This window comes from Nocardioides zeae (assembly GCF_030818655.1).
GTDB classification, from domain to species: domain Bacteria; phylum Actinomycetota; class Actinomycetes; order Propionibacteriales; family Nocardioidaceae; genus Nocardioides; species Nocardioides zeae_A.
On sequence record NZ_JAUTAN010000001.1, the window covers coordinates 1,390,696 to 1,409,024 of the forward strand.

The window sequence follows — 18,329 nt, forward strand, 5'->3', positions numbered from 1 at the left end:
CCCCGACGCCGCAGCCGCTGCACCCGCGCCGTACCGATCCCGAGGAAAGACGAAGAGACGAAGTGACTGTCATCGACGAGACGCCCGCCGCCGCCCAGGCCGTGGAGACCGGCAAGGTGTCGAGCCACCTCCACCCCGAGCCGGGCTACGACCTGGCGCTGCACCCGGCGCCGACGGGTCGCGAGGAGATCTGGCGCTTCACGCCGCTCAAGCGGCTCCAGGGCCTGCTCGAGGACGAGGCGTCCGACGCCCACCTGGCGTGGAGCACCCAGCTCCCCGCCGGCGTGACGCTGACCCCCATCTCGGGGGAGGAGGCGCGCGAGCTCGGGGAGTTCCTGCCGTTCGACCGGCTCGCCGCGCTCGCGGTGGCCCACGCGGGCGGCGCGATGCTGCTCGACATCCCGGCCGAGGCCGAGCTGGACGAGCCGGTGCGCATCGACCTCGAGGGCACCGGTCTCGACCAGGTGGTGTGGGGCCAGGTCGTCGTGCGCGTGGGCCGCTTCGCCCGCGCCACCGTGGTCATCGAGCACCGCGGCCAGGCGCGCTACAGCCACGCGACCACGGTGCTCGTCGGCGACGGCGCGCAGCTCGACCTCGTCACGCTCAACGACTGGAGCGACGACTCGGTGCACGCCGGCCAGGTGGGCATCCGCGTCGGGCGCGACGCACGCGTCCGGGCCAGCGAGTTCACCATCGGCGGTGACCTGGTGCGCACGTCGACCAACGTGGAGTACGCCGGTCCCGGTGGCGAGGCGGAGCTGCTCGGTCTCTACTTCGTGGACGCCGGGCAGCACATCGAGCACCGCCTCTTCGTCGACCACACGGCTCCGAAGACCAAGAGCAACGTGACCTACAAGGGCGCGCTGCAGGGCGAGGGCGCCCGCGCGGTGTGGATCGGCAACGTCCTCATCCGCAAGGTCGCCGAGGGCATCGAGACCTACGAGGAGAACCGCAACCTCGTGCTCACCGACGGCTGCCAGGCCGACTCGGTGCCGAACCTGGAGATCGAGACGGGCGAGATCGAGGGCGCGGGCCACGCGTCGGCGATCGGTCGCTTCGACGACGAGCAGCTGTTCTACCTGCGCTCGCGCGGCATCGAGGAGTCCGAGGCCCGCCGCCTCGTCGTGCACGGGTTCTTCAACGACCTGATCCGTCGCGTCGGGGTCCCCGAGCTCGAGGAGCGCCTGCGCGCGGTCGTCGAGGCCGAGCTCGAGCGCCACGTCCTCACCGACGGCCAGGCCTGAGCGATGGCGTTCGAGCGCGCATGCGCCGCAGCCGACGTCCCCGCCGACACGGCCGTCGCTGTGACGGTGGGGTCGGCGGAGGTGGCCGTCGCTCGTGACGGCGAGACCTTCTACGCCCTCGAGGACCTCTGCAGCCACGCTGCGGTCGCCCTCTCCGAGGGCGAGGTGGCCGACTGCCGGATCGAGTGCTGGCTGCACGGCTCGGAGTTCGACCTCCGCACGGGCGAGCCCTCCGGGCTGCCTGCCACGGAGCCCGTCGCGACCTTCCCGGTCGAGGTGCGCGGCGACGACGTGTACGTCGACGTGAGCACCACCCTCAACGGAGTGCGCCCCAGCGGCTGAGCCCGCCGGTCGCCACCCCCCACCGACTTTCCACCCACGCTGGAGAACGAGAGAGAACATGAGCACGCTGGAGATCAAGGACCTGCACGTCTCGGTGACCACCGAGGACGGCCCCAAGGAGATCCTCAAGGGCGTCACGCTGACCATCAAGGACGGCGAGACGCACGCGATCATGGGCCCCAACGGCTCGGGCAAGTCCACCCTCGCCTACTCGATCGCGGGCCACCCCAAGTACGAGGTCACGAGCGGCAGCGTCACCCTCGACGGCGAGGACGTCCTCGAGATGAGCGTCGACGAGCGGGCGCGCGCCGGTCTCTTCCTCGCGATGCAGTACCCGGTCGAGGTGCCCGGCGTCTCCGTCGCCAACTTCCTCCGCACCGCGAAGACCGCCATCGACGGCGAGGCGCCGAAGCTCCGCACGTGGGTGAAGGACGTCAACACCGCGCTCGGCGCCAACGGCCTCGACGCCTCCTTCTCGCAGCGCTCCGTCAACGAGGGCTTCTCCGGCGGCGAGAAGAAGCGCCACGAGATCGCGCAGCTCAACCTGCTGCAGCCGAAGGTCGCGGTGCTCGACGAGACCGACTCCGGGCTCGACATCGACGCGCTCAAGGTCGTCTCCGAGGGCGTCAACACGTTCGCGAAGGACGGCGACAAGGGCGTGCTGCTCATCACGCACTACACGCGCATCCTCCGCTACATCAAGCCCGACTTCGTCCACGTGTTCGTGGCCGGCAAGGTCGCCGAGTCCGGCGGCGCCGAGCTCGCCGAGCAGTTGGAGGCCGAGGGCTACGACAAGTACGTCGCAGCGGCGCGATAAGCGGCACCGGGCGGCGTTGTCGTCGCTCGGCGGCCGCTCCGCTCCAAGGCCGCCGTCGCTCCTCCGCCTTGCCCTGCACCACTTCTCACGCCGCTGCGTGAGCCCGACAGCCAGAAAGGAACACCATGTCGATCGCTGGTCTGCTGCCCCAGCTCGAGGTGGTCCGCAAGGACTTCCCGATCCTCGAGCGCACGCTCGCGGGCGGGATGCCGCTGGTCTACCTCGACAGCGCCAACACCTCGCAGAAGCCGCAGTGCGTGATCGACACGATGGTCGACCACCTCGAGCGTCACAACGCCAACGTCGCCCGCGCCATGCACCAGCTGGGTGCGGAGTCGTCGGAGGCGTTCGAGGCCGCCCGCGACAAGGTGGCGTCGTTCATCGGGGCTCCCTCCCGCGACGAGGTCATCTTCACGAAGAACGCCTCCGAGGCCCTCAACCTGGTGGCGAACACGCTGGCGTGGGCCCGCGGCGACCTGGCGCTCGGTGAGGGCGACGTCGTCGTCACCACCGAGATGGAGCACCACTCCAACATCGTGCCGTGGCAGCTGCTGACGCAGCGCACGGGCGCGACGCTGCGCTGGTTCGGGCTCACGGAGGACGGTCACCTCGACCTCTCCGACATCGACGAGCTGATCACCGAGCGCACGAAGCTCGTCACCCTCACCTGGGTGTCGAACATGCTCGGCACGATCAACCCGGTCGCCGCGATCACCCGTCGGGCCCACGAGGTCGGCGCGCTCGTCGTCGTCGACGCCTCGCAGGCCGCGCCCCAGCTGCCGATCGACCTGGCCGCGATGCCCGTCGAGGAGCGACCCGACCTGCTGGCCTTCACCGGCCACAAGGTCGTCGGTCCGACCGGCATCGGCGTGCTGTGGGGCAGCCGGGCCGTCCTCGACCAGCTCCCGCCGTTCCTCGGCGGTGGCGAGATGATCGCGACGGTGGCGATGGAGCGCTCGACCTACGCCGGCATCCCCCACAAGTTCGAGGCCGGCACGCCGCCGATCGTCGAGGCCGTCGGGCTCGGCGCGGCGGTCGACTACCTGTCCGACCTCGGCATGGAGCACGTGCACGCGCACGAGCAGGCGATCACGGCGTACGCGCTGGAGGGTCTGGCCACGATCCCCGGCCTGACGGTGCTCGGCCCGCTCGACGCCGCTCAGCGGGGCGGCGCGATCAGCTTCGAGATCGAGGGCGTGCACCCGCACGACGTCGCGCAGGTGCTCGACTCCCGCGGCGTCGCGGTGCGTGCGGGTCACCACTGCGCCAAGCCCGCCCACGCCCGGTTCGGGGTGCAGAGCTCGACCCGGATGTCGTCGTACCTCTACACGACGCCCGGCGAGATCGACGCGCTCGTCGAGGCCCTGGAATACACCCGCTCCTACTTCCGGTTGGGTGACTCGTGACCGCACAGGACCTGGATGCGCTGTACCAGGAGATCATCCTGGACCACTACAAGAACCCGCACCACAAGGGCCTCCGCGACCCGCACGAGGCCGAGGTGCACCACGTGAACCCCACGTGCGGCGACGAGATCACGCTGCGCGTGCACCTCACGGGTGAGCCGGGCGCGGAGACCGTGGCCGACGTGTCCTACGACTCCCTCGGCTGCTCCATCTCGCAGGCGTCCGCCTCGGTGATGACCGACCTCGTCATCGGGCGTCCCGTCGCGGAGGCGCTCGAGGTGCACGAGACGTTCCTGACCCTCATGCAGGGCAAGGGGCAGGTCGAGCCCGACGAGGACGTCCTGGAGGACGGCATCGCCTTCGCCGGTGTCGCCAAGTTCCCGGCGCGCGTGAAGTGCGCCCTGCTGTCGTGGATGGCCTGGAAGGACGCCACGACCCGAGTGCTGGAGGAGACCCGCACGTGACCACTGAGTCCCCGACCCCCGACGACCAGACCGCGGCGACGACGGACGGCCCGGTGACCGGTGAGGTCACCGACGGCGACGTGGCGCCCAACGCGGGCGAGGTCGCACCCGGCGCGGACGCCCCGGCCGAGGCCGCGGAGCGCGCCGCCGCGGCCGGTGCCGCCGGCGCCGAGGGCTCCGGCCGACCGCCCGGCGAGGCCGACGAGCACGACCACCACGCGCACGACCACGGGCACGACCACAGCCACGGTCATGGCCACGGGCACGACCACGGCGACCTCCCCGAGGTTCCCGAGGCGTCCGGCGGCGTGTCGTCGAGTCGTTCCGCGACCGTGTCCCTCGACGACGTCGAGGAGGCCATGAAGGACGTCGTGGACCCCGAGCTCGGCATCAACGTGGTCGACCTCGGCCTGGTCTACGGGATCCACGTCGACGAGGACTCGAACGCCGTCATCGACATGACCCTGACGTCGGCGGCGTGCCCCCTGACGGACGTCATCAGCGACCAGACGTCGACGGCGCTCGAGGGCATCGTCAACGACGTGGCGATCAACTGGGTCTGGATGCCGCCGTGGGGTCCCGACAAGATCACCGACGACGGCCGCGACCAGCTGCGCGCCCTCGGCTTCAACGTCTGATCAGCCTCCCGTGACGCCGCCGGTCCTGGTCCACGTGCCGGCGGCGCGCTGGGAGCGGTGGGTCGCGAACTTCGGGACGCGCCACCCCGGCACCTCCCTGGCCGTCGTCGACGGCGCGCTCGTCGGCGCCTCCACGGACGGCTCGTCCTTCGAGGCCCGGTTGCCGCTCGACGCGCCGTACTCCGGCGTGCCCGACCCGGCGGCCTTCCTCGACGCCCGGGAGCTGCCCGGGCGTTGGGGGGTGCTGCTGGTCCGCAAGGGCGGGTACGCCGTGGCGCGGCTCGCGGGGCACACGACCGTCGCGAGCAAGGTCGGCAGCCGGCACGTGCAGGGAAGGACGAAGGCCGGCGGGCAGAGCCAGCAGCGCTTCGCCCGGCGGCGGGCCAACCAGGCGCAGGCCGCCTACGACGCGGCCGCCGACCACGCGCACCGGGTCTGGGGCCCCGGACCGCTCGTCGTGGCCGTCGGCGGCGACCGCACAGCCGTCGCGGACGTGCTCGCTGACCGCCGCCTCGAGGTGGCGACGGTGGGACCCTTCCTCGACGTGCCCGACCCGCGTCGCTCGGTGCTCGAGCAGGCCGTCGCCGACGCGTCGGCCGTGCAGGTGCGCGTCGAGAACGCCCCCGGCACCTGAGGCCGGGCGTCGACGCCGTCAGCGGTGGCTGACCAGCGGCGCCCGCCGGTCGAGCACGGTCCACGCCGTCCGCACGGGTGCGTCGTCGGTCATCCGGAGGGTCACCGTCAGCACGTCGCCGTCGACCTCCGTGCCCGTGACCTCGAGCGGCGCGCCGGCGGGATCATCGGCGAGCACGTCGGCGACGGCGTCGGCGTTCTCCTCCGCGGCCGCGGCGTCGTCGTGGGCATAGGCGACGACGACCTCCTCGTCACCCTCCTGCCCCGTGAGACCGACCGCGACCGCGTCGAACGCGGCCGGCAGCGAGGCCACCCCGCCGTCGAAGCGGCCGACGACGACGCGCGCGGCGTAGACGTCGTGCGCGTCGAGGGCCGAGGCCAGGTCGAGCGCGGGCTCGCTGCCCCGGTCGCCGGCGACAGCGAGTGCCAGGTCCGGCTCGGTGAGGGACGCCGTGAGGCGGTCGGCCGCCACGTCGAGGTGCAGCGGCTGGCCCAGGCGCCGCACGGGGGACGCGTCGTCGGGGTGCGTGGAGAGGTTCTCGCCCTCGCCGACCGTCCAGCGACCGCCGTCGGCGTCGCTCTCCCCGTCGTACGTGGCGGCCAGGTGCGCGACGTCGATCGTGCCCTCGACGACCGAGGTCCGCGCCGGCGGTGCCGTGAGCTCGCCGTACCACCGCGCGTCGCCCAGCCAGGTGCCGGTCTCGTCGGCGACGGACGTCTGGTCGAGGGCGCTCGCGCCGCCGAGCACCTGGGGCACCTCGAGACCGAGGTCGGGTGCTCCCGCTGATGCCGGTCAGGCCCTGCACCCACGCCGCGACGGCAGCCTCGTCGGCGGGGTCCGTGGGGCGTTCCAGGCCGCCCAGCTCGGCGGCCCGGTCCAGGTCGCCGACGGTGATCTGGAACCCGTCGTACGCCGTGGTGGGCAGTGCGGCGACCGCCGTCCGAACGAGGCCGTCGCCCTGCCGCCCGTCGCTGCCGCCACGGTCCGCGGTCGGTGCGGCGGGGTCGGCCTCGCCGCTGCTCGTGCCGCAGGCGGTCAGCCCCCCGCCGAGGAGGACCACGCTCGCCGCTGCGGCGGCGAGGGCACGGACGGGGCGGTGGTGGCGAGCGGGCACGGCACGCGGCGTACCCGGGCCAGGTGCCGCGAAACCCGCGTCGCTGCAGCGATCCCGCGGTCGGACCTGCCAGACTCCGGAGCATGTGGCGCCCCGACGACGGGTGGGAGCCGTTGCCCGGAGGGCGCGGCACCTCGACCGGTGGCGTCTGGCTCGACCCCTCGGGCGGGACGCCGACCGTGGTGAAGCGGCTGCTCGCCCCCGGGCCCGGCGATCCCGCCGAGCTCTCCGACAGCACCCATCCGGCGTGGTGGAAGCGACCGGCGGCCGTCGCACTGCGCGGGCTCGTGGACGGGACGGCCGGGATCCGCGGCGTACCGGTGCTCGACGTCGCCGAGGACGAGGAGGGCGTCACCCTGCGGTTCGCGTACGCCGCGGGGGAGCGCCTCCCCGGACTGTTCCTCGCCAGCCGGCTCGGTGCGTTCGCCGGCAACGCCGTGCCCGACGTCCCCTGGCTCGCGCGCGACCAGCTGCGCTCGCGGCTGGGACGGGTGGCGTGGCGTGGCGGGTGGCGCACGCTGGCCCGCACGAGCATCGCCGACGCGGCCGACCGGCTCTGGAACCGTCGCGGCACCCTCCTGGCCCGGCTGGACGGGCTGCCGCAGGTGCTCCAGCACGGCGACCCCGTGCCGGCGAACTTCGCGACGCGGGTCGACGACGTGGTCCTCGCGCTCGACTGGGGCAGCCTCGGCACGGGGCCGGTCGGTGGTGATCTCGGCTACGTGGCGCTGACCGTGCCGGAGTCGCTGGAGGTGCTGCTCGAGGCCTACGTCGCGGCGCTCCCGCCCGGCGTGGCCAGCCCCGAGGACGCGCTGCTGGGGGCGCGGGTGACGGCGGTGTACACGGCCCTCAACCGCGCCGAGTGGGCGCTCGCGCGGGTCGCGGACGGCGAGGGTGCCCTGGCCGGCAAGTTCCGGCACCCCAGCGTGCTGCCGCACCTGCGCACCCTCCAGCGGCAGTTCGCGCACCTGGAGGCGCTGCTCTAGCGGTCCGTCCGGCGGCCTCCGGCGCAGCCGTCCACGCACGGTCACGATGCGGGCGCGGGCGCCGCCGCGCCGTAGAGTTCGGCCACGATGATCACCGCACAGAACCTCGAAGTCCGTGCGGGTGCCCGGCTTCTGATGGAGAACGTCTCGTTCCGCGTCGCCGCCGGCGACAAGATCGGCCTCGTGGGCCGCAACGGCGCGGGCAAGACCACGATGACCAAGATCCTCGCCGGCGAGGCGCTGCCCGCCAGCGGGTCGGTGCACCGCTCGGGCGACGTCGGCTACCTCCCGCAGGACCCCCGCGTCGGCGACCCCGAGGTGCTCGCCCGCGACCGCATCCTCTCGGCGCGTGGCCTCGACGACGTCGTGCGTCGCCTGCGCGACGCCGAGGCGCAGATGGGCTCCGACGACCCGGCCGTGGCGGAGCGGGCGATGAAGCGGTGGGCCCGGGCCGACAGCGAGCTGCACGCCGGGGGCGGGTACGCCGCGGAGGCGGAGGCCGCGACCATCGCGGCCAGCCTCGGCATCCCCGACCGCATCCTCGGCCAGCAGCTGAAGACGCTCTCGGGCGGCCAGCGGCGTCGCGTGGAGCTGGCGCGCATCCTGTTCTCCGGGGCCGACGTGCTCATCCTCGACGAGCCCACCAACCACCTCGACGCCGACTCGATCGTCTGGCTGCGCGACTTCCTCAAGGCGCACCGCGGGGGGTTCATCGTCATCAGCCACGACAACGACCTGCTGGCCGACACGGTCAACAAGGTGTTCCACCTCGACGCCAACCGCTGCGTCATCGACGTCTACAACATGGGCTGGAAGCACTACCTCACCCAGCGCGAGACCGACGAGAAGCGGCGCAAGCGTGAGCGGATGAACGCCGAGAACAAGGCGAAGACGCTCACCGACCAGGCCAACAAGATGCGCGCCAAGGCGTCGAAGGCGCAGGCCGCGCAGTCGATGCTCAAGCGGGCCGAGAAGATGATGGCCGGCGTCGAGGGGGAGCGGGCCGCCGACAAGGTCGCCAAGATCAAGTTCCCCTCGCCCGCACCGTGCGGCAAGACCCCGCTCACCGCGGAGGGCCTCTCCCGCACGTACGGCGCGCTCGAGGTCTTCACCGGCGTCGACCTGGCCATCGACAAGGGGTCCCGCGTCGTCATCCTCGGTCTCAACGGCGCCGGCAAGACGACGATGCTCCGGATCCTCGCGGGGGTCGACGCACCCGACACGGGCAAGGTCGTGCCGGGGCACGGCCTGAAGATCGGCTACTACGCGCAGGAGCACGAGACGCTCGACACCGGGCGCACGGTGCTCGAGAACATGCAGAGCGCGGCGCCGCAGCTGACCGACACCGAGGCGCGCACCGTGCTGGGCTCGTTCCTCTTCTCGGGCGAGGACGCCCACAAGCCGGCGGGCGTGCTCTCCGGCGGGGAGAAGACGCGGCTCGCGCTCGCCTCGCTCGTGGTCTCGAGCGCCAACGTGCTGCTGCTCGACGAGCCGACGAACAACCTCGACCCGGCGTCCCGCGAGGAGGTGCTCGACGCGATCCGTCGCTACGAGGGCGCCATCATCCTCGTGACCCACGACGAGGGTGCCGTGCACGCGCTCGAGCCCGACCGGGTGCTCATCCTCCCGGACGGCGTCGAGGACCTCTGGAACGCCTCCTACGCCGAGCTGGTCTCGCTCGCCTGAGCCCTCCCCCCACCGGGGTCGTGGTGCCCGACCTGCGGAAAGTGGTGGTCTCACACCACGACCGGGGCATGGAGCGGGGAGGAGGAGCGGGCTCAGCGCGGCACGGCCAGGCCCGTCGGTTCCTCCCGCCCGCGCAGGACCTCCTCGCCGTCGGCGCGCCAGCGCGCTGCCTCGTCCTCGTCGGCGGCGGCGATCGAGGCCGCGGCGGCCAGCACCAGCCCGGGACGCTTCTTGGCGAGCTCGGTGAGCCGGGCCGCGGAGTTCACGGCGTCGCCGATGACGGTGTACTCGAACCGGCGCTCGTCGCCCACGTTGCCCGCGACGGCCTCGCCGGTCGCGACGCCGACCCCGGCCCTGATCTCCGGCACCTCCTCCGCTAGCCGTACGGCGATGGCACGCGCCGCCCGGAGCGCCGCCGTGGCGTGGTCGTCCCGTGGGACGGGGGCGCCGAAGACGGCGAGCACCGCGTCGCCCATGAACTTGTTGACGAGCCCGCCGGCCCGGTCGACCTCGTCGACCACGACCGCGCAGAACCGGTTGAGCACCGTGACGACGTCCTGCGGCTCGAGGCGGGTCGCCATGGCGGTCGAGCCCATGAGGTCGACGAAGAGCACGGAGACGACGCGCGTCTCCCCGCCGAGCTCGACGTCGGCGCTCACGGCGGCGGCCGCCACCTCCTGGCCGACGTGGCGTCCGAACAGGTCGCGGATCCGCTCGCGCTCCCGGAGGCCGGCCGCCATCCGGTTGAAGCCGCTCTGCAGGTGGCCGATCTCCGTGGCGTCGTACACCGGGATGACGACGTCGAGCCGGCCGTCCTCGACCGCGGCGAGCGCCTGGCGCACGGAGGCGAGCGGCGCCACGATCGAGCGTGACGTGAGCCCGATTATCATGTAGCCGAACAGGAGCACGACACCGCCGAGCACGAGGCACAGGACCCCCAGCCGGGTCAGGTCGACCTGGTCGTCGCCGGACAGGGCGAGGATGCCGCAGAGCATGAGGACGGCCACGGGGACCCCGGTGCCGAGCACCCAGAACAGGATGAGGCGGCGGTGCACCCCCGAGGTGCGGCCCACGGGCGGCGGCCCCTGGACCAGGGCGCGCGCCGTGATGGGCCGCAGGATGAACTCGGTCCACAGGTAGGAGATCGCGCAGACGAGCACGCCCGCGACGGTCACGGCGATGCCCTCGGTCAGCGCCATCTCCGGCTGCAGCCACAGCGGGAGCACGGTGAAGAGGACGACGCCGCCGGCCCAGAGCACGCCCTGGCGCGCCAGGGCGAGGCGCGGCGCCCGCAGGGTGGCCCGCACCTCCTCCTCCCGGGGCGGCCGGTCCTCCCGCGCCCAGGTGAGCACGCGCAGCAGTCCCCGCGTGATCGTGAGGACGCCGACCACGGCGGCGGCAGCGACGTACACGGGGACCGCGATCGCGTGGGCCAGCCAGTAGGCGCCGGAGACGGGCTCCGAGGGCCGCACGAGCAGGAGCAGGGCCGCTACGACGACGGCGCCGATGAGGTTGGCCACGAGCAGCACGGCGGTGAGGAGGAGCTGCACCCGCACGCGGAGGGACCGGATGTTCTCGTCGGGGCGGCCGAGCAGGCGCGACCCGTACGCCGCGGCAGCGACGGACGGTTCGGTGCTCACGGTTCGCATCGTAGGGTCAGGAGCGGCAGCGGTGAGCGGGAACACGCGACGCGCCGCGACGGTTGGGAGGGTCATGTCAGGGATGTCGGGGATGGGCGCGTCGTGGCGGCACCTGCGCACCGACCGCTCCGCGGTGTCGACGAAGGTCGACCGCGTCGTCGTACGGCGCGTGCTCGGCGCGGCGCGGCCCCACCGGCGCGTGCTGGGCTGGTTCGGCGGCGTCACCGTGCTCGACGCCCTCCTCGTGGTGGTCACCCCGCTGCTCGTGCAGCGCCTCGTGGACGACGGCATCGTCGCCGGCGACCTGCGGGTCGTGGGGGTGGTCGCCGGGCTGATGGCCCTCACCGCCGTGGTCGACGCGGTGCTGGGCGTGCTCGGCGGGTGGTTGTCGGCCCGCCTGGGCGAGGGACTCATCTACGACCTGCGACGGCAGGTGTTCGCCCACGTGCAGCGCCAGGGCCTGGCGTTCTTCACCCGCACCCAGACCGGGGCACTCGTGTCGCGGCTCAACAACGACGTCGTCGGCGCGCAGAAGGCGTTCACGAGCGTGCTGTCGAGCGCCGTGTCCAACACGGTCGCGGTCGTCGTCGTGGGCATCACCATGGTGGCGCTCAGCTGGCAGGTCACCCTGCTCTGCCTGCTGATGTTCCCGCTGCTCTTCGGGGTGTCGCGCTGGGTCGGGGCCCGGCTGGCCGGACTGACCCGGCGGCAGATGGACGGCAACGCCGACCTCGGCAACATGATGACGGAGCGCTTCAACGTCGGCGGCGCGATGCTGCTCAAGCTGTTCGGCCGCCGGCCGGAGGAGGACGCCCTGTTCGCCGGCAAGGCGGAGGTCGTGCGCGGGCTGGGCGTCCGGATCGCGCTCCTGACCCGCCTCTTCGCCGCCGCCATGATGCTCGTGCCCGCGATGGCCACGGCGCTGGTCTACGGCGTGGGCGGCTACCTCGTGGTCCGGGGGGAGCTCACGCTCGGCACCCTGCTGGCCCTCGCGACGCTGCTGCTCCGCCTGCTCGGCCCGCTGCAGGGCCTCTCCAACGTGCGCGTGGACGTCATGACGGCGCTCGTCAGCTTCGAGCGCGTCTTCGAGGTGCTCGACCTGCCGGCCAGCGTCCCCGAGCGGGCCGACGCCGTGCCGCTGCCGCGGCACGAGGGCGCGGGCGGGATCCGGCTCGAGCTCGACCACGTCTCGTTCGCCTACCCGAACGCGGCCGGCACGACCCTGGCCTCGCTGGAGACCGTGTCGTCGCCCGACCGCAACGGGGGCGGTCAGGTGCTCCACGACGTGACGTTCGTGGCCGAGGCGGGGGAGAAGGTCGCCCTGGTGGGTCCCTCGGGCGCGGGCAAGACGACCATCACCCACCTCGTGGCGCGGCTCTACGACGTCGACGCCGGCACCGTGCGCCTCGCCGGCCACGACGTGCGGAGCGTGACCCTGGACTCGCTCGAGGACGCCGTGGGCTACGTGACGCAGGACGCCCACCTCTTCCACGACACGATCGGCGCCAACCTGCGCTACGCGCGGCCCTCCGCCACCGACCCCGAGATCTGGGCGGCGCTCGACGCCGCGCGCGTGGGGGACCTGGTGCGGTCGCTGCCGAGCGGGCTCGACACGGTGGTCGGCGACCGGGGCTACCGCCTCTCCGGCGGTGAGCGGCAGCGCCTGGCGATCGCGCGCCTGCTGCTGAAGGCGCCCCCGCTCGTCGTGCTCGACGAGGCGACGGCCCACCTCGACGGCGGCTCGGAGCAGGCGGTGCAGGAGGCGCTCGCGACCGCGCTCGAGGGGCGCACGTCGCTGGTGATCGCCCATCGTCTCTCGACCGTCCGGGACGCCGACCAGATCCTCGTCGTCGACGGCGGGCGCATCGTGGAGAGCGGCACCCACACCGAGCTCCTGCTGCGCGACGGCCTCTACGCCCGGCTCCACGCCACGCAGCTCGTCGACGACGTCACGCCGACCGTGGCCTGATCCCGCGGCGTACGCCGGCGCGTCGGGTCAGCCGCGGCGGCTCGCCTCGCGCTCGGCGCGGATCCGGGCCTGGATCTCCGCCTGCTGGCGCTCCTGCGCCTCGACGCGGGCGCGCTTCTCCGCCCGCAGACGGTCGCGGCGGGCCGGGCCGCCGCGGACCTCGTCGTACATCAGGTAGAAGAAGCCGAAGACGGCCAGCGCGCCGAAGAACCACCACTGCAGGCCGTAGAAGAAGTGCGGACCCTCGTCGAGCTCGGGGAGCGGCGGTGGCACGAGCGGGTCCGCCGCGGCGGGGGTCTCCTCCGCGAGGTCGACGAACCCGCCGAGGAGGTCGAGGTCGAGCGCCTGCCCGATCGCGTCCGACGAGATCGCGCGCGTGGACTGCGTGTCCGTGACCTCGGTGCTGCGGCCCTCGGCGTCGCTCCGCGCGTAGCCGACGATCTCGACCTCGCCGCCGGGCGAGTCGGGGAGGGCGTCGGGGTCCGAGCCCGCGAGGTCGCCCGAGTTCTCGGTCGCCATCCACCCGCGGTCGACGAGCACGCTCGTGCCGTCGTCGAGCCGCAGGGGGACCACGATGTCGGCGCCCGGCTGGCCGTCGCGGGTGCGGTACCGCACCACGACCGTGTTGGCCACGTCGTAGGTGCCCGTCGCCGTCACGGCGGTCCACTCGTCCTCGGCGTCGACGTCGCCGCCCGGCGACATGATCTGGCCGACGTCGACGGTGCGCCCCTCGTTGCGCTCGACGATGGCGTTGCGCTCGCGGCGGTCGTCGAGGCGGTGGAACTGCCACTGCCCGAGGAGGTACGCGACGTAGGTCAGCAGGACGACCGTGATGCCGAAGAGGATCCAGCGCCGGGAGAGCAGGAAGCGGAAGGAGCCCACCCCCAGAGGCTACTCGCCGACGGCCCGGCGCCCGGCAGGCGCCTATCCTTGGCCCATGACCGACCTCGTCGACCTGCCGACCCCCGTGGCGCACGCGCGCCCGGGGACGGAGCGCGGGCTCGTGGACCGGCACGGTCGCGTCGCGACGGACCTGCGGGTCTCGCTCACCGACCGCTGCAACCTGCGCTGCTCCTACTGCATGCCGCCCGAGGGGCTCGAGTGGCTGCCGGGCGAGGACGTGCTCACCGACGAGGAGGTCGTCCGGCTCGTGACCATCGCGGCCGAGCACCTGGGGGTGCGGGAGGTGCGGTTCACGGGCGGCGAGCCGCTGGTACGCCGCGGGCTCGTCACCATCGTCGACGAGGTCCACCGGGCCGCGCCGCAGCTGGAGCTCTCGCTCACCACCAACGCGCTCGGCCTCGCCCGCACGGCGCCCGCCCTGGCGGCCGCCGGCCTCACCCGGGTCAACGTGAGCCTCGACAGCATCCGTCCCGAGTCCTACGCCGCGCTCACGCGCCGCGACCGGCTCCACGACGCGCTCGCCGGGATCGAGGCCGCGGCGGCCGCAGGCCTCAGCCCCGTCAAGGTCAACGCGGTGCTGCTCCGTGGGGTCAACGACGGCGAGGCGCCCGAGCTCGTGCGGTGGGCGCTGGCCGCCGGGCACGAGCTGCGTTTCATCGAGCAGATGCCGCTGGACGCGCAGCACGGCTGGTCGCGGGACACGATGGTGACCGCCGACGAGATCCTCGCGGCCCTCGAGGCGGCCTTCGACGTGCGACCCGACGACGAGGCACGGGGGAGCGCGCCGGCCGAGCGCTTCGTGGTCGACGCCGGCAACGGGCTCCGCGGCCGGGTGGGGGTCATCGCCTCGGTGACACGGCCGTTCTGCGGCGACTGCGACCGCGTCCGGCTCACCGCCGACGGCCAGGTGCGCAACTGCCTCTTCGCCCGGGGGGAGTCCGACCTGCGGGGTGCGCTCCGCGACGGAGCCTCGGACGCGACGATCGCGGACCTCTGGCGACGGGCGATGTGGCCCAAGGCGCCCGGCCACGGGATCGACGACCCGACGTTCCTGCAGCCGGCGCGGCCGATGTCGGCCATCGGGGGCTGAGCCCCGGTCAGCCGTCCTCCGGCGCCAGGTCGCCGACCGGCACCGTGTCGCGGAGGAACCCGCGCGACCCGAGGAAGTCCGCCAGCGACGCGCGGTGGTCGTCGCACGCGAGCCACACCTTGCGACGCTCCGGCGTGTGGAGGCGGGGGTTGTTCCACCGGTGGGCCCACACGGCGACCGCGCGGCAGCCGCGCGACGAGCACAGCGGGGCGGCCGTGTCCTCCGCGGTGCCGTCGGGCCCGCCGCCGAGCCCGGCGAAGATGCTCACGCGGAGTCCCGCTCCTCGCGGGTCTGCCAGTCGCCGGCCTCGATGTGGATGGCCTGCCCGCCCGCGGGCAGCGCCGGGGCGTCGACCGGCTCCACCTCGAAGCCGTCGGAGCGCTGCGTGGTGACGTTGGCGGCCACGACCGCGAACCAGGGGAGGAAGACCGCGCCGGAGAGCAGCACCCACCGCAGCCAGCCCGGGCCGACGGCGTACGCACCGACGACGCACAGCGTGCGCACGGCCATCGCGAAGATGTAGCGGCGCTGGCGGCTGTCGAGGCTCTCGTCGGGGGCGGTCTGCGCCGTGGTGATGCGCACGGGCTCGTCCTTGGACGAGGTACGACGGAGCGACGGCATGGCCCCCAGCGTACGTCGGTAGCATCACGACACCAGCGGACGCGGTGTGACCTGTCCGCGCCCGAACGCACAGCCACGAGGAGCCACCATGACGGACCGCACCTACCGCATCTCCGAGATCGTCGGAACCTCCCCGGAGGGCGTGGACCAGGCCATCCGCAACGGCATCGCGCGCGCCGGCAAGACGCTGCGCCACCTGGACTGGTTCGAGGTCACGCAGGTGCGTGGCCACGTGAAGGACGGGCAGGTCGACCACTTCCAGGTGTCCCTCAAGGTGGGCTTCCGCCTCGAGGACGAGTGACCCGTGGGCGCTCGTCGCGCCCGCCCGCACCCCGGGACCTCCCGGTCGCGCCTCGCCGCGCGGCCGGGAGGTTTATGCGTACTTCCGGGTAAGCACTAGCGTCACCGGTCGTGACCGACACTGCCCAGAACGGCGCCCCCGGGCGCATCGTCCTCGTCACCGGCGGCAACCGCGGCATCGGCCGCGCCATCGCCGAGGCGTTCATCGCGCAGGGCGACCGCGTCGCCGTGACGACCCGGAACGGCGGTGCCCCCGACGGCGCGCTCGACGTGCGGTGCGACATCACCGACGCCGCACAGGTCGACGCCGCCTTCACCACCATCGAGGCCGAGCTCGGCCCGGTCGAGGTGCTCGTGGCGAACGCCGGCATCACCAAGGACACCCTGCTCCTGCGGATGAGCGACGAGGACTGGTCGTCGGTCATCGACACCAACCTCACGGGCTCCTACCGCCTCGTGCGCCGCGCCGCCAAGGGCATGCTGAAGCTGCGCCGCGGCCGGATCGTGCTCGTCTCGTCCGTCGTCGGGCTGCTGGGCTCGGCCGGCCAGGTCAACTACGCCGCCTCCAAGTCGGGGCTCGTCGGCATGGCCCGCTCGATCGCCCGTGAGCTGGGCAGCCGCTCCATCACCGCGAACGTGGTCGCTCCCGGCTTCGTCGAGACCGACATGACCGAGGTGCTCAGCGACGAGCAGCGCGCCGCCATCAAGGGCCAGGTGCCGCTCGGCCGCTACGCCCGCCCCGAGGAGGTCGCCGGCGCGGTGACCTGGCTGGCGAGCGAGCAGGCCGCCTACGTCACCGGGGCCGTCATCCCCGTCGACGGCGGCCTCGGCATGGGGCACTGACCCACCCGCGCCACCACCCGCACGATCACCGCACGTCACCGCACGTCACCGCACCGCAGAGAGAAGGACACGCACACATGGGCATCCTCGAGGGCAAGCGCATCCTGGTCGCCGGCGTCACGATGGACTCGTCCATCGGGTTCGCCACGGCGAAGGTGGCGCAGGAGCAGGGCGCGACCGTCCTCATCTCCAACTTCGGCCGCGCGCTCGGCATCACGCGGCGCATCGCCAAGCGGCTTCCCGTCGAGCCGCCGGTGCTGGAGCTGGACGTGACCGACCCCGAGCACCTCGCGGGCCTCGAGGCCCAGGTGCGCGAGCACGTCGACGGGCTCGACGGCGTCGTGCACTCGATCGCCTACGGCAACCCGGAGACGCTGCTCGGCGGCCAGTTCCTCGACGGCCCCTGGGACGACGTGGCGCAGGCGGTGCAGGTCTCGGCGTACTCGCTGAAGTCGCTCGCGACCGCCACCCGACCGCTGCTCTCCTCGGGCTCCTCCATCGTGGGCCTCACCTTCGACGCCACCGTGGCGTGGCCAGCCTACGACTGGATGGGCGTGGCGAAGGCCGGTCTCGAGTCGTGCTCGCGCTACCTGGCGCGCGACCTCGGCCCCGAGGGCATCCGCGTGAACCTCGTCTCGGCCGGCCCCCTGAAGACGCTCGCCGCGAAGGCCATCCCCGGCTTCGAGCGGCTCGAGCAGACGTGGGAGGACCGCGCGCCGCTGGGCTGGGACAACGGCGACCAGGTGCCGACCGCCAAGGCCGTCGTGGCGCTGCTCTCGGACTTCTTCCCCGCGACCACGGGCGAGATCGTCCACGTCGACGGCGGCTTCCACGCGATGGGCGCCTGAGATCCCTCAGGCCGCTGGGGCACCGCGCCGGGGGCGGGGGACACCCGGCCCACGGGGTGCGGGGCACCACACCAGTGCAGCCCCTCCCTCCCAGTCGGGGCTGCCGGCATGGTGCCCCGGGAGGCTGAGCCTCCCTCCCATGAGAGCGGGATCAGCGTAGCCCATCGCACCATCCCCGCACGCCCGATCGGTGGGTTGGGCGGACACGGCCTGGACCGCGGTGGGACATTGGACCCCGTGAGCGACTCGGAGCCCCTGACGGACCCCCCGGCCGTCCGCCGCCTCGTCGTCCTGCGGCACGGGACCGCCACCGGCGCCGCTGCCAGCGACCACGAGCGCGACCTGACCGACCAGGGTCGCGCCGAGGCCACCGGCGTGGGGCGATGGCTGCGCACGGAGGGCCACCTGCCCGACCGCGCCCTCGTGTCGGACGCGCGTCGCACGCGCCGTACCTGGGAGGAGCTGGCCGCCGCCGGGAACCTGCTCGACGTGCCCGTCGAGCACGCGCCCGCGCTCTACAGCGCGGGTCCGGAGTCGGCGCTCGACCTCGTGCGCGCGACCGACGCGGGGGTGGGCACCCTGCTGCTCGTGGGCCACAACCCGACCGTCGCCTCCCTCGCGCACCTGCTCCACGACGGGCGCGGCAGCGAGCGTGCGGCGCTGCGGATGGCCCAGGGCTACCCGCCGGCGGCGGTCACCGTGCTCGCGGTGCCCGTGCCGTGGCGCGAGCTCGCCTGGGGGCTCGCCCGCCTCGTCGACTTCCGCTCGCCGCGGCCCTGAGCCG

General features: G+C 73.4%; 20 protein-coding genes. 15 read left to right on the plus strand and 5 right to left on the minus strand.

Annotated features, from left to right (window positions below; all coding sequences use genetic code 11):
- Positions 1-17 precede the first annotated feature (17 nt).
- The 7 genes from sufD to QE405_RS06655 all read left to right on the plus strand — a co-directional run bounded on the left by sufD (position 18) and on the right by QE405_RS06655 (position 5,545).
- Positions 18-1,244 carry a Fe-S cluster assembly protein SufD gene (gene sufD / locus QE405_RS06625; protein WP_373459483.1) on the plus strand — a complete coding sequence of 409 codons (1,227 nt, stop codon included), beginning with the start codon at positions 18-20 and terminating at the stop codon, positions 1,242-1,244.
- Positions 1,245-1,247: 3 nt separating this feature from the next.
- Positions 1,248-1,586: a non-heme iron oxygenase ferredoxin subunit gene (locus QE405_RS06630; RefSeq protein ID WP_307199413.1), complete on the plus strand. Its 339-nt coding sequence runs from the start codon at positions 1,248-1,250 to the stop codon at positions 1,584-1,586.
- Between the two features lie 58 nt (positions 1,587-1,644).
- Positions 1,645-2,403 (plus strand): Fe-S cluster assembly ATPase SufC, encoded by a 759-nt coding sequence (gene sufC / locus QE405_RS06635; RefSeq protein WP_307199414.1) that lies wholly within the window; start codon positions 1,645-1,647, stop codon positions 2,401-2,403.
- Between the two features lie 125 nt (positions 2,404-2,528).
- The gene (locus QE405_RS06640; protein ID WP_307199415.1) at positions 2,529-3,809 is read left to right on the plus strand and encodes a cysteine desulfurase; all 1,281 of its coding nucleotides are present in this window, start codon (positions 2,529-2,531) and stop codon (positions 3,807-3,809) included.
- On the plus strand, positions 3,806-4,273 hold the full coding sequence (gene sufU, locus QE405_RS06645; protein ID WP_307199416.1) for a Fe-S cluster assembly sulfur transfer protein SufU: 468 nt from the start codon (positions 3,806-3,808) through the stop codon (positions 4,271-4,273). The genes QE405_RS06640 and sufU overlap by 4 nt, the downstream gene beginning before the upstream one ends.
- Before the next feature lie 308 nt (positions 4,274-4,581).
- Positions 4,582-4,911: a metal-sulfur cluster assembly factor gene (locus QE405_RS06650; protein ID WP_163772078.1), complete on the plus strand. Its 330-nt coding sequence runs from the start codon at positions 4,582-4,584 to the stop codon at positions 4,909-4,911.
- 10 nt (positions 4,912-4,921) lie between these two features.
- Positions 4,922-5,545, plus strand: a complete 624-nt coding sequence (locus QE405_RS06655; RefSeq protein ID WP_307199417.1) for an acVLRF1 family peptidyl-tRNA hydrolase — start codon at positions 4,922-4,924, stop codon at positions 5,543-5,545.
- Positions 5,546-5,563: 18 nt separating this feature from the next.
- On the opposite strand, the gene QE405_RS06660 is transcribed toward QE405_RS06655, so the two are convergent.
- Entirely contained in the window at positions 5,564-6,301 is a 738-nt protein-coding gene (locus tag QE405_RS06660) for a hypothetical protein (RefSeq protein WP_307199418.1), read from the minus strand.
- A 441-nt stretch (positions 6,302-6,742) separates the two neighbouring features.
- Here QE405_RS06660 and QE405_RS06665 point away from each other — a divergent pair, with 441 nt between their 5' ends.
- Together QE405_RS06665 and QE405_RS06670 are read left to right on the plus strand one after the other, a co-directional pair.
- Positions 6,743-7,645, plus strand: coding sequence for a phosphotransferase (locus QE405_RS06665; protein WP_307199419.1), 903 nt, complete (start codon positions 6,743-6,745; stop codon positions 7,643-7,645).
- An 87-nt stretch (positions 7,646-7,732) separates the two neighbouring features.
- Complete coding sequence (locus QE405_RS06670; RefSeq protein ID WP_307199420.1) at positions 7,733-9,331, plus strand: ABC-F family ATP-binding cassette domain-containing protein; 1,599 nt, start codon at positions 7,733-7,735, stop codon at positions 9,329-9,331.
- 92 nt (positions 9,332-9,423) lie between these two features.
- Here QE405_RS06670 and QE405_RS06675 read toward each other — a convergent pair whose 3' ends face one another.
- Entirely contained in the window at positions 9,424-10,980 is a 1,557-nt protein-coding gene (locus tag QE405_RS06675) for an adenylate/guanylate cyclase domain-containing protein (RefSeq protein ID WP_444939679.1), read from the minus strand.
- Positions 10,981-11,062: 82 nt separating this feature from the next.
- On the opposite strand from QE405_RS06675, the gene QE405_RS06680 reads away from it, so the two are divergent.
- Positions 11,063-12,940, plus strand: coding sequence for an ABC transporter ATP-binding protein (locus tag QE405_RS06680; RefSeq protein WP_307199422.1), 1,878 nt, complete (start codon positions 11,063-11,065; stop codon positions 12,938-12,940).
- A gap of 27 nt (positions 12,941-12,967) precedes the next feature.
- Here QE405_RS06680 and QE405_RS06685 read toward each other — a convergent pair whose 3' ends face one another.
- The gene (locus QE405_RS06685; protein WP_307199423.1) at positions 12,968-13,822 is read right to left on the minus strand and encodes an SURF1 family cytochrome oxidase biogenesis protein; all 855 of its coding nucleotides are present in this window, start codon (positions 13,820-13,822) and stop codon (positions 12,968-12,970) included.
- 55 nt (positions 13,823-13,877) lie between these two features.
- Here QE405_RS06685 and moaA point away from each other — a divergent pair, with 55 nt between their 5' ends.
- The gene (moaA, locus tag QE405_RS06690; RefSeq protein ID WP_307199424.1) at positions 13,878-14,933 is read left to right on the plus strand and encodes a GTP 3',8-cyclase MoaA; all 1,056 of its coding nucleotides are present in this window, start codon (positions 13,878-13,880) and stop codon (positions 14,931-14,933) included.
- Positions 14,934-14,940: 7 nt separating this feature from the next.
- On the opposite strand, the gene QE405_RS06695 is transcribed toward moaA, so the two are convergent.
- Together QE405_RS06695 and QE405_RS06700 are read right to left on the minus strand one after the other, a co-directional pair.
- Positions 14,941-15,201: a hypothetical protein gene (locus tag QE405_RS06695; RefSeq protein WP_307199425.1), complete on the minus strand. Its 261-nt coding sequence runs from the start codon at positions 15,199-15,201 to the stop codon at positions 14,941-14,943.
- A complete protein-coding gene (locus tag QE405_RS06700; RefSeq protein ID WP_307199426.1) occupies positions 15,198-15,554 on the minus strand; it encodes a DUF3099 domain-containing protein in 357 nt (118 codons plus the stop codon). Before QE405_RS06700 ends, QE405_RS06695 begins: the two co-directional genes overlap by 4 nt.
- A gap of 88 nt (positions 15,555-15,642) precedes the next feature.
- On the opposite strand from QE405_RS06700, the gene QE405_RS06705 reads away from it, so the two are divergent.
- The 4 genes from QE405_RS06705 (at position 15,643) to QE405_RS06720 (ending at position 18,325) form a co-directional block, all read left to right on the plus strand.
- The gene (locus QE405_RS06705; RefSeq protein WP_307199427.1) at positions 15,643-15,855 is read left to right on the plus strand and encodes a dodecin; all 213 of its coding nucleotides are present in this window, start codon (positions 15,643-15,645) and stop codon (positions 15,853-15,855) included.
- A gap of 110 nt (positions 15,856-15,965) precedes the next feature.
- On the plus strand, positions 15,966-16,697 hold the full coding sequence (fabG, locus tag QE405_RS06710; RefSeq protein ID WP_307199428.1) for a 3-oxoacyl-[acyl-carrier-protein] reductase: 732 nt from the start codon (positions 15,966-15,968) through the stop codon (positions 16,695-16,697).
- Between the two features lie 77 nt (positions 16,698-16,774).
- Positions 16,775-17,545: an enoyl-ACP reductase FabI gene (fabI, locus tag QE405_RS06715; RefSeq protein WP_307199429.1), complete on the plus strand. Its 771-nt coding sequence runs from the start codon at positions 16,775-16,777 to the stop codon at positions 17,543-17,545.
- Between the two features lie 237 nt (positions 17,546-17,782).
- Positions 17,783-18,325, plus strand: a complete 543-nt coding sequence (locus tag QE405_RS06720) for a SixA phosphatase family protein (RefSeq protein WP_307199430.1) — start codon at positions 17,783-17,785, stop codon at positions 18,323-18,325.
- Positions 18,326-18,329 lie beyond the last annotated feature (4 nt).

Excerpts from the sequence above, each read along its gene's own strand:
- QE405_RS06630 (WP_307199413.1), top strand. The coding sequence starts at position 1,248 with ATGGCGTTCGAGCGCGCATGCGCCGCAGCCGACGTCCCCGCCGACACG.
- sufC (WP_307199414.1), top strand. The coding sequence starts at position 1,645 with ATGAGCACGCTGGAGATCAAGGACCTGCACGTCTCGGTGACCACCGAG.
- QE405_RS06640 (WP_307199415.1), top strand. The coding sequence starts at position 2,529 with ATGTCGATCGCTGGTCTGCTGCCCCAGCTCGAGGTGGTCCGCAAGGAC.
- QE405_RS06665 (WP_307199419.1), top strand. The coding sequence starts at position 6,743 with ATGTGGCGCCCCGACGACGGGTGGGAGCCGTTGCCCGGAGGGCGCGGC.
- QE405_RS06670 (WP_307199420.1), top strand. The coding sequence starts at position 7,733 with ATGATCACCGCACAGAACCTCGAAGTCCGTGCGGGTGCCCGGCTTCTG.
- QE405_RS06675 (WP_444939679.1), bottom strand. The coding sequence starts at position 10,980 with ATGCGAACCGTGAGCACCGAACCGTCCGTCGCTGCCGCGGCGTACGGG.
- QE405_RS06680 (WP_307199422.1), top strand. The coding sequence starts at position 11,063 with ATGGGCGCGTCGTGGCGGCACCTGCGCACCGACCGCTCCGCGGTGTCG.
- moaA (WP_307199424.1), top strand. The coding sequence starts at position 13,878 with ATGACCGACCTCGTCGACCTGCCGACCCCCGTGGCGCACGCGCGCCCG.
- QE405_RS06700 (WP_307199426.1), bottom strand. The coding sequence starts at position 15,554 with ATGCCGTCGCTCCGTCGTACCTCGTCCAAGGACGAGCCCGTGCGCATC.
- QE405_RS06705 (WP_307199427.1), top strand. The coding sequence starts at position 15,643 with ATGACGGACCGCACCTACCGCATCTCCGAGATCGTCGGAACCTCCCCG.
- fabI (WP_307199429.1), top strand. The coding sequence starts at position 16,775 with ATGGGCATCCTCGAGGGCAAGCGCATCCTGGTCGCCGGCGTCACGATG.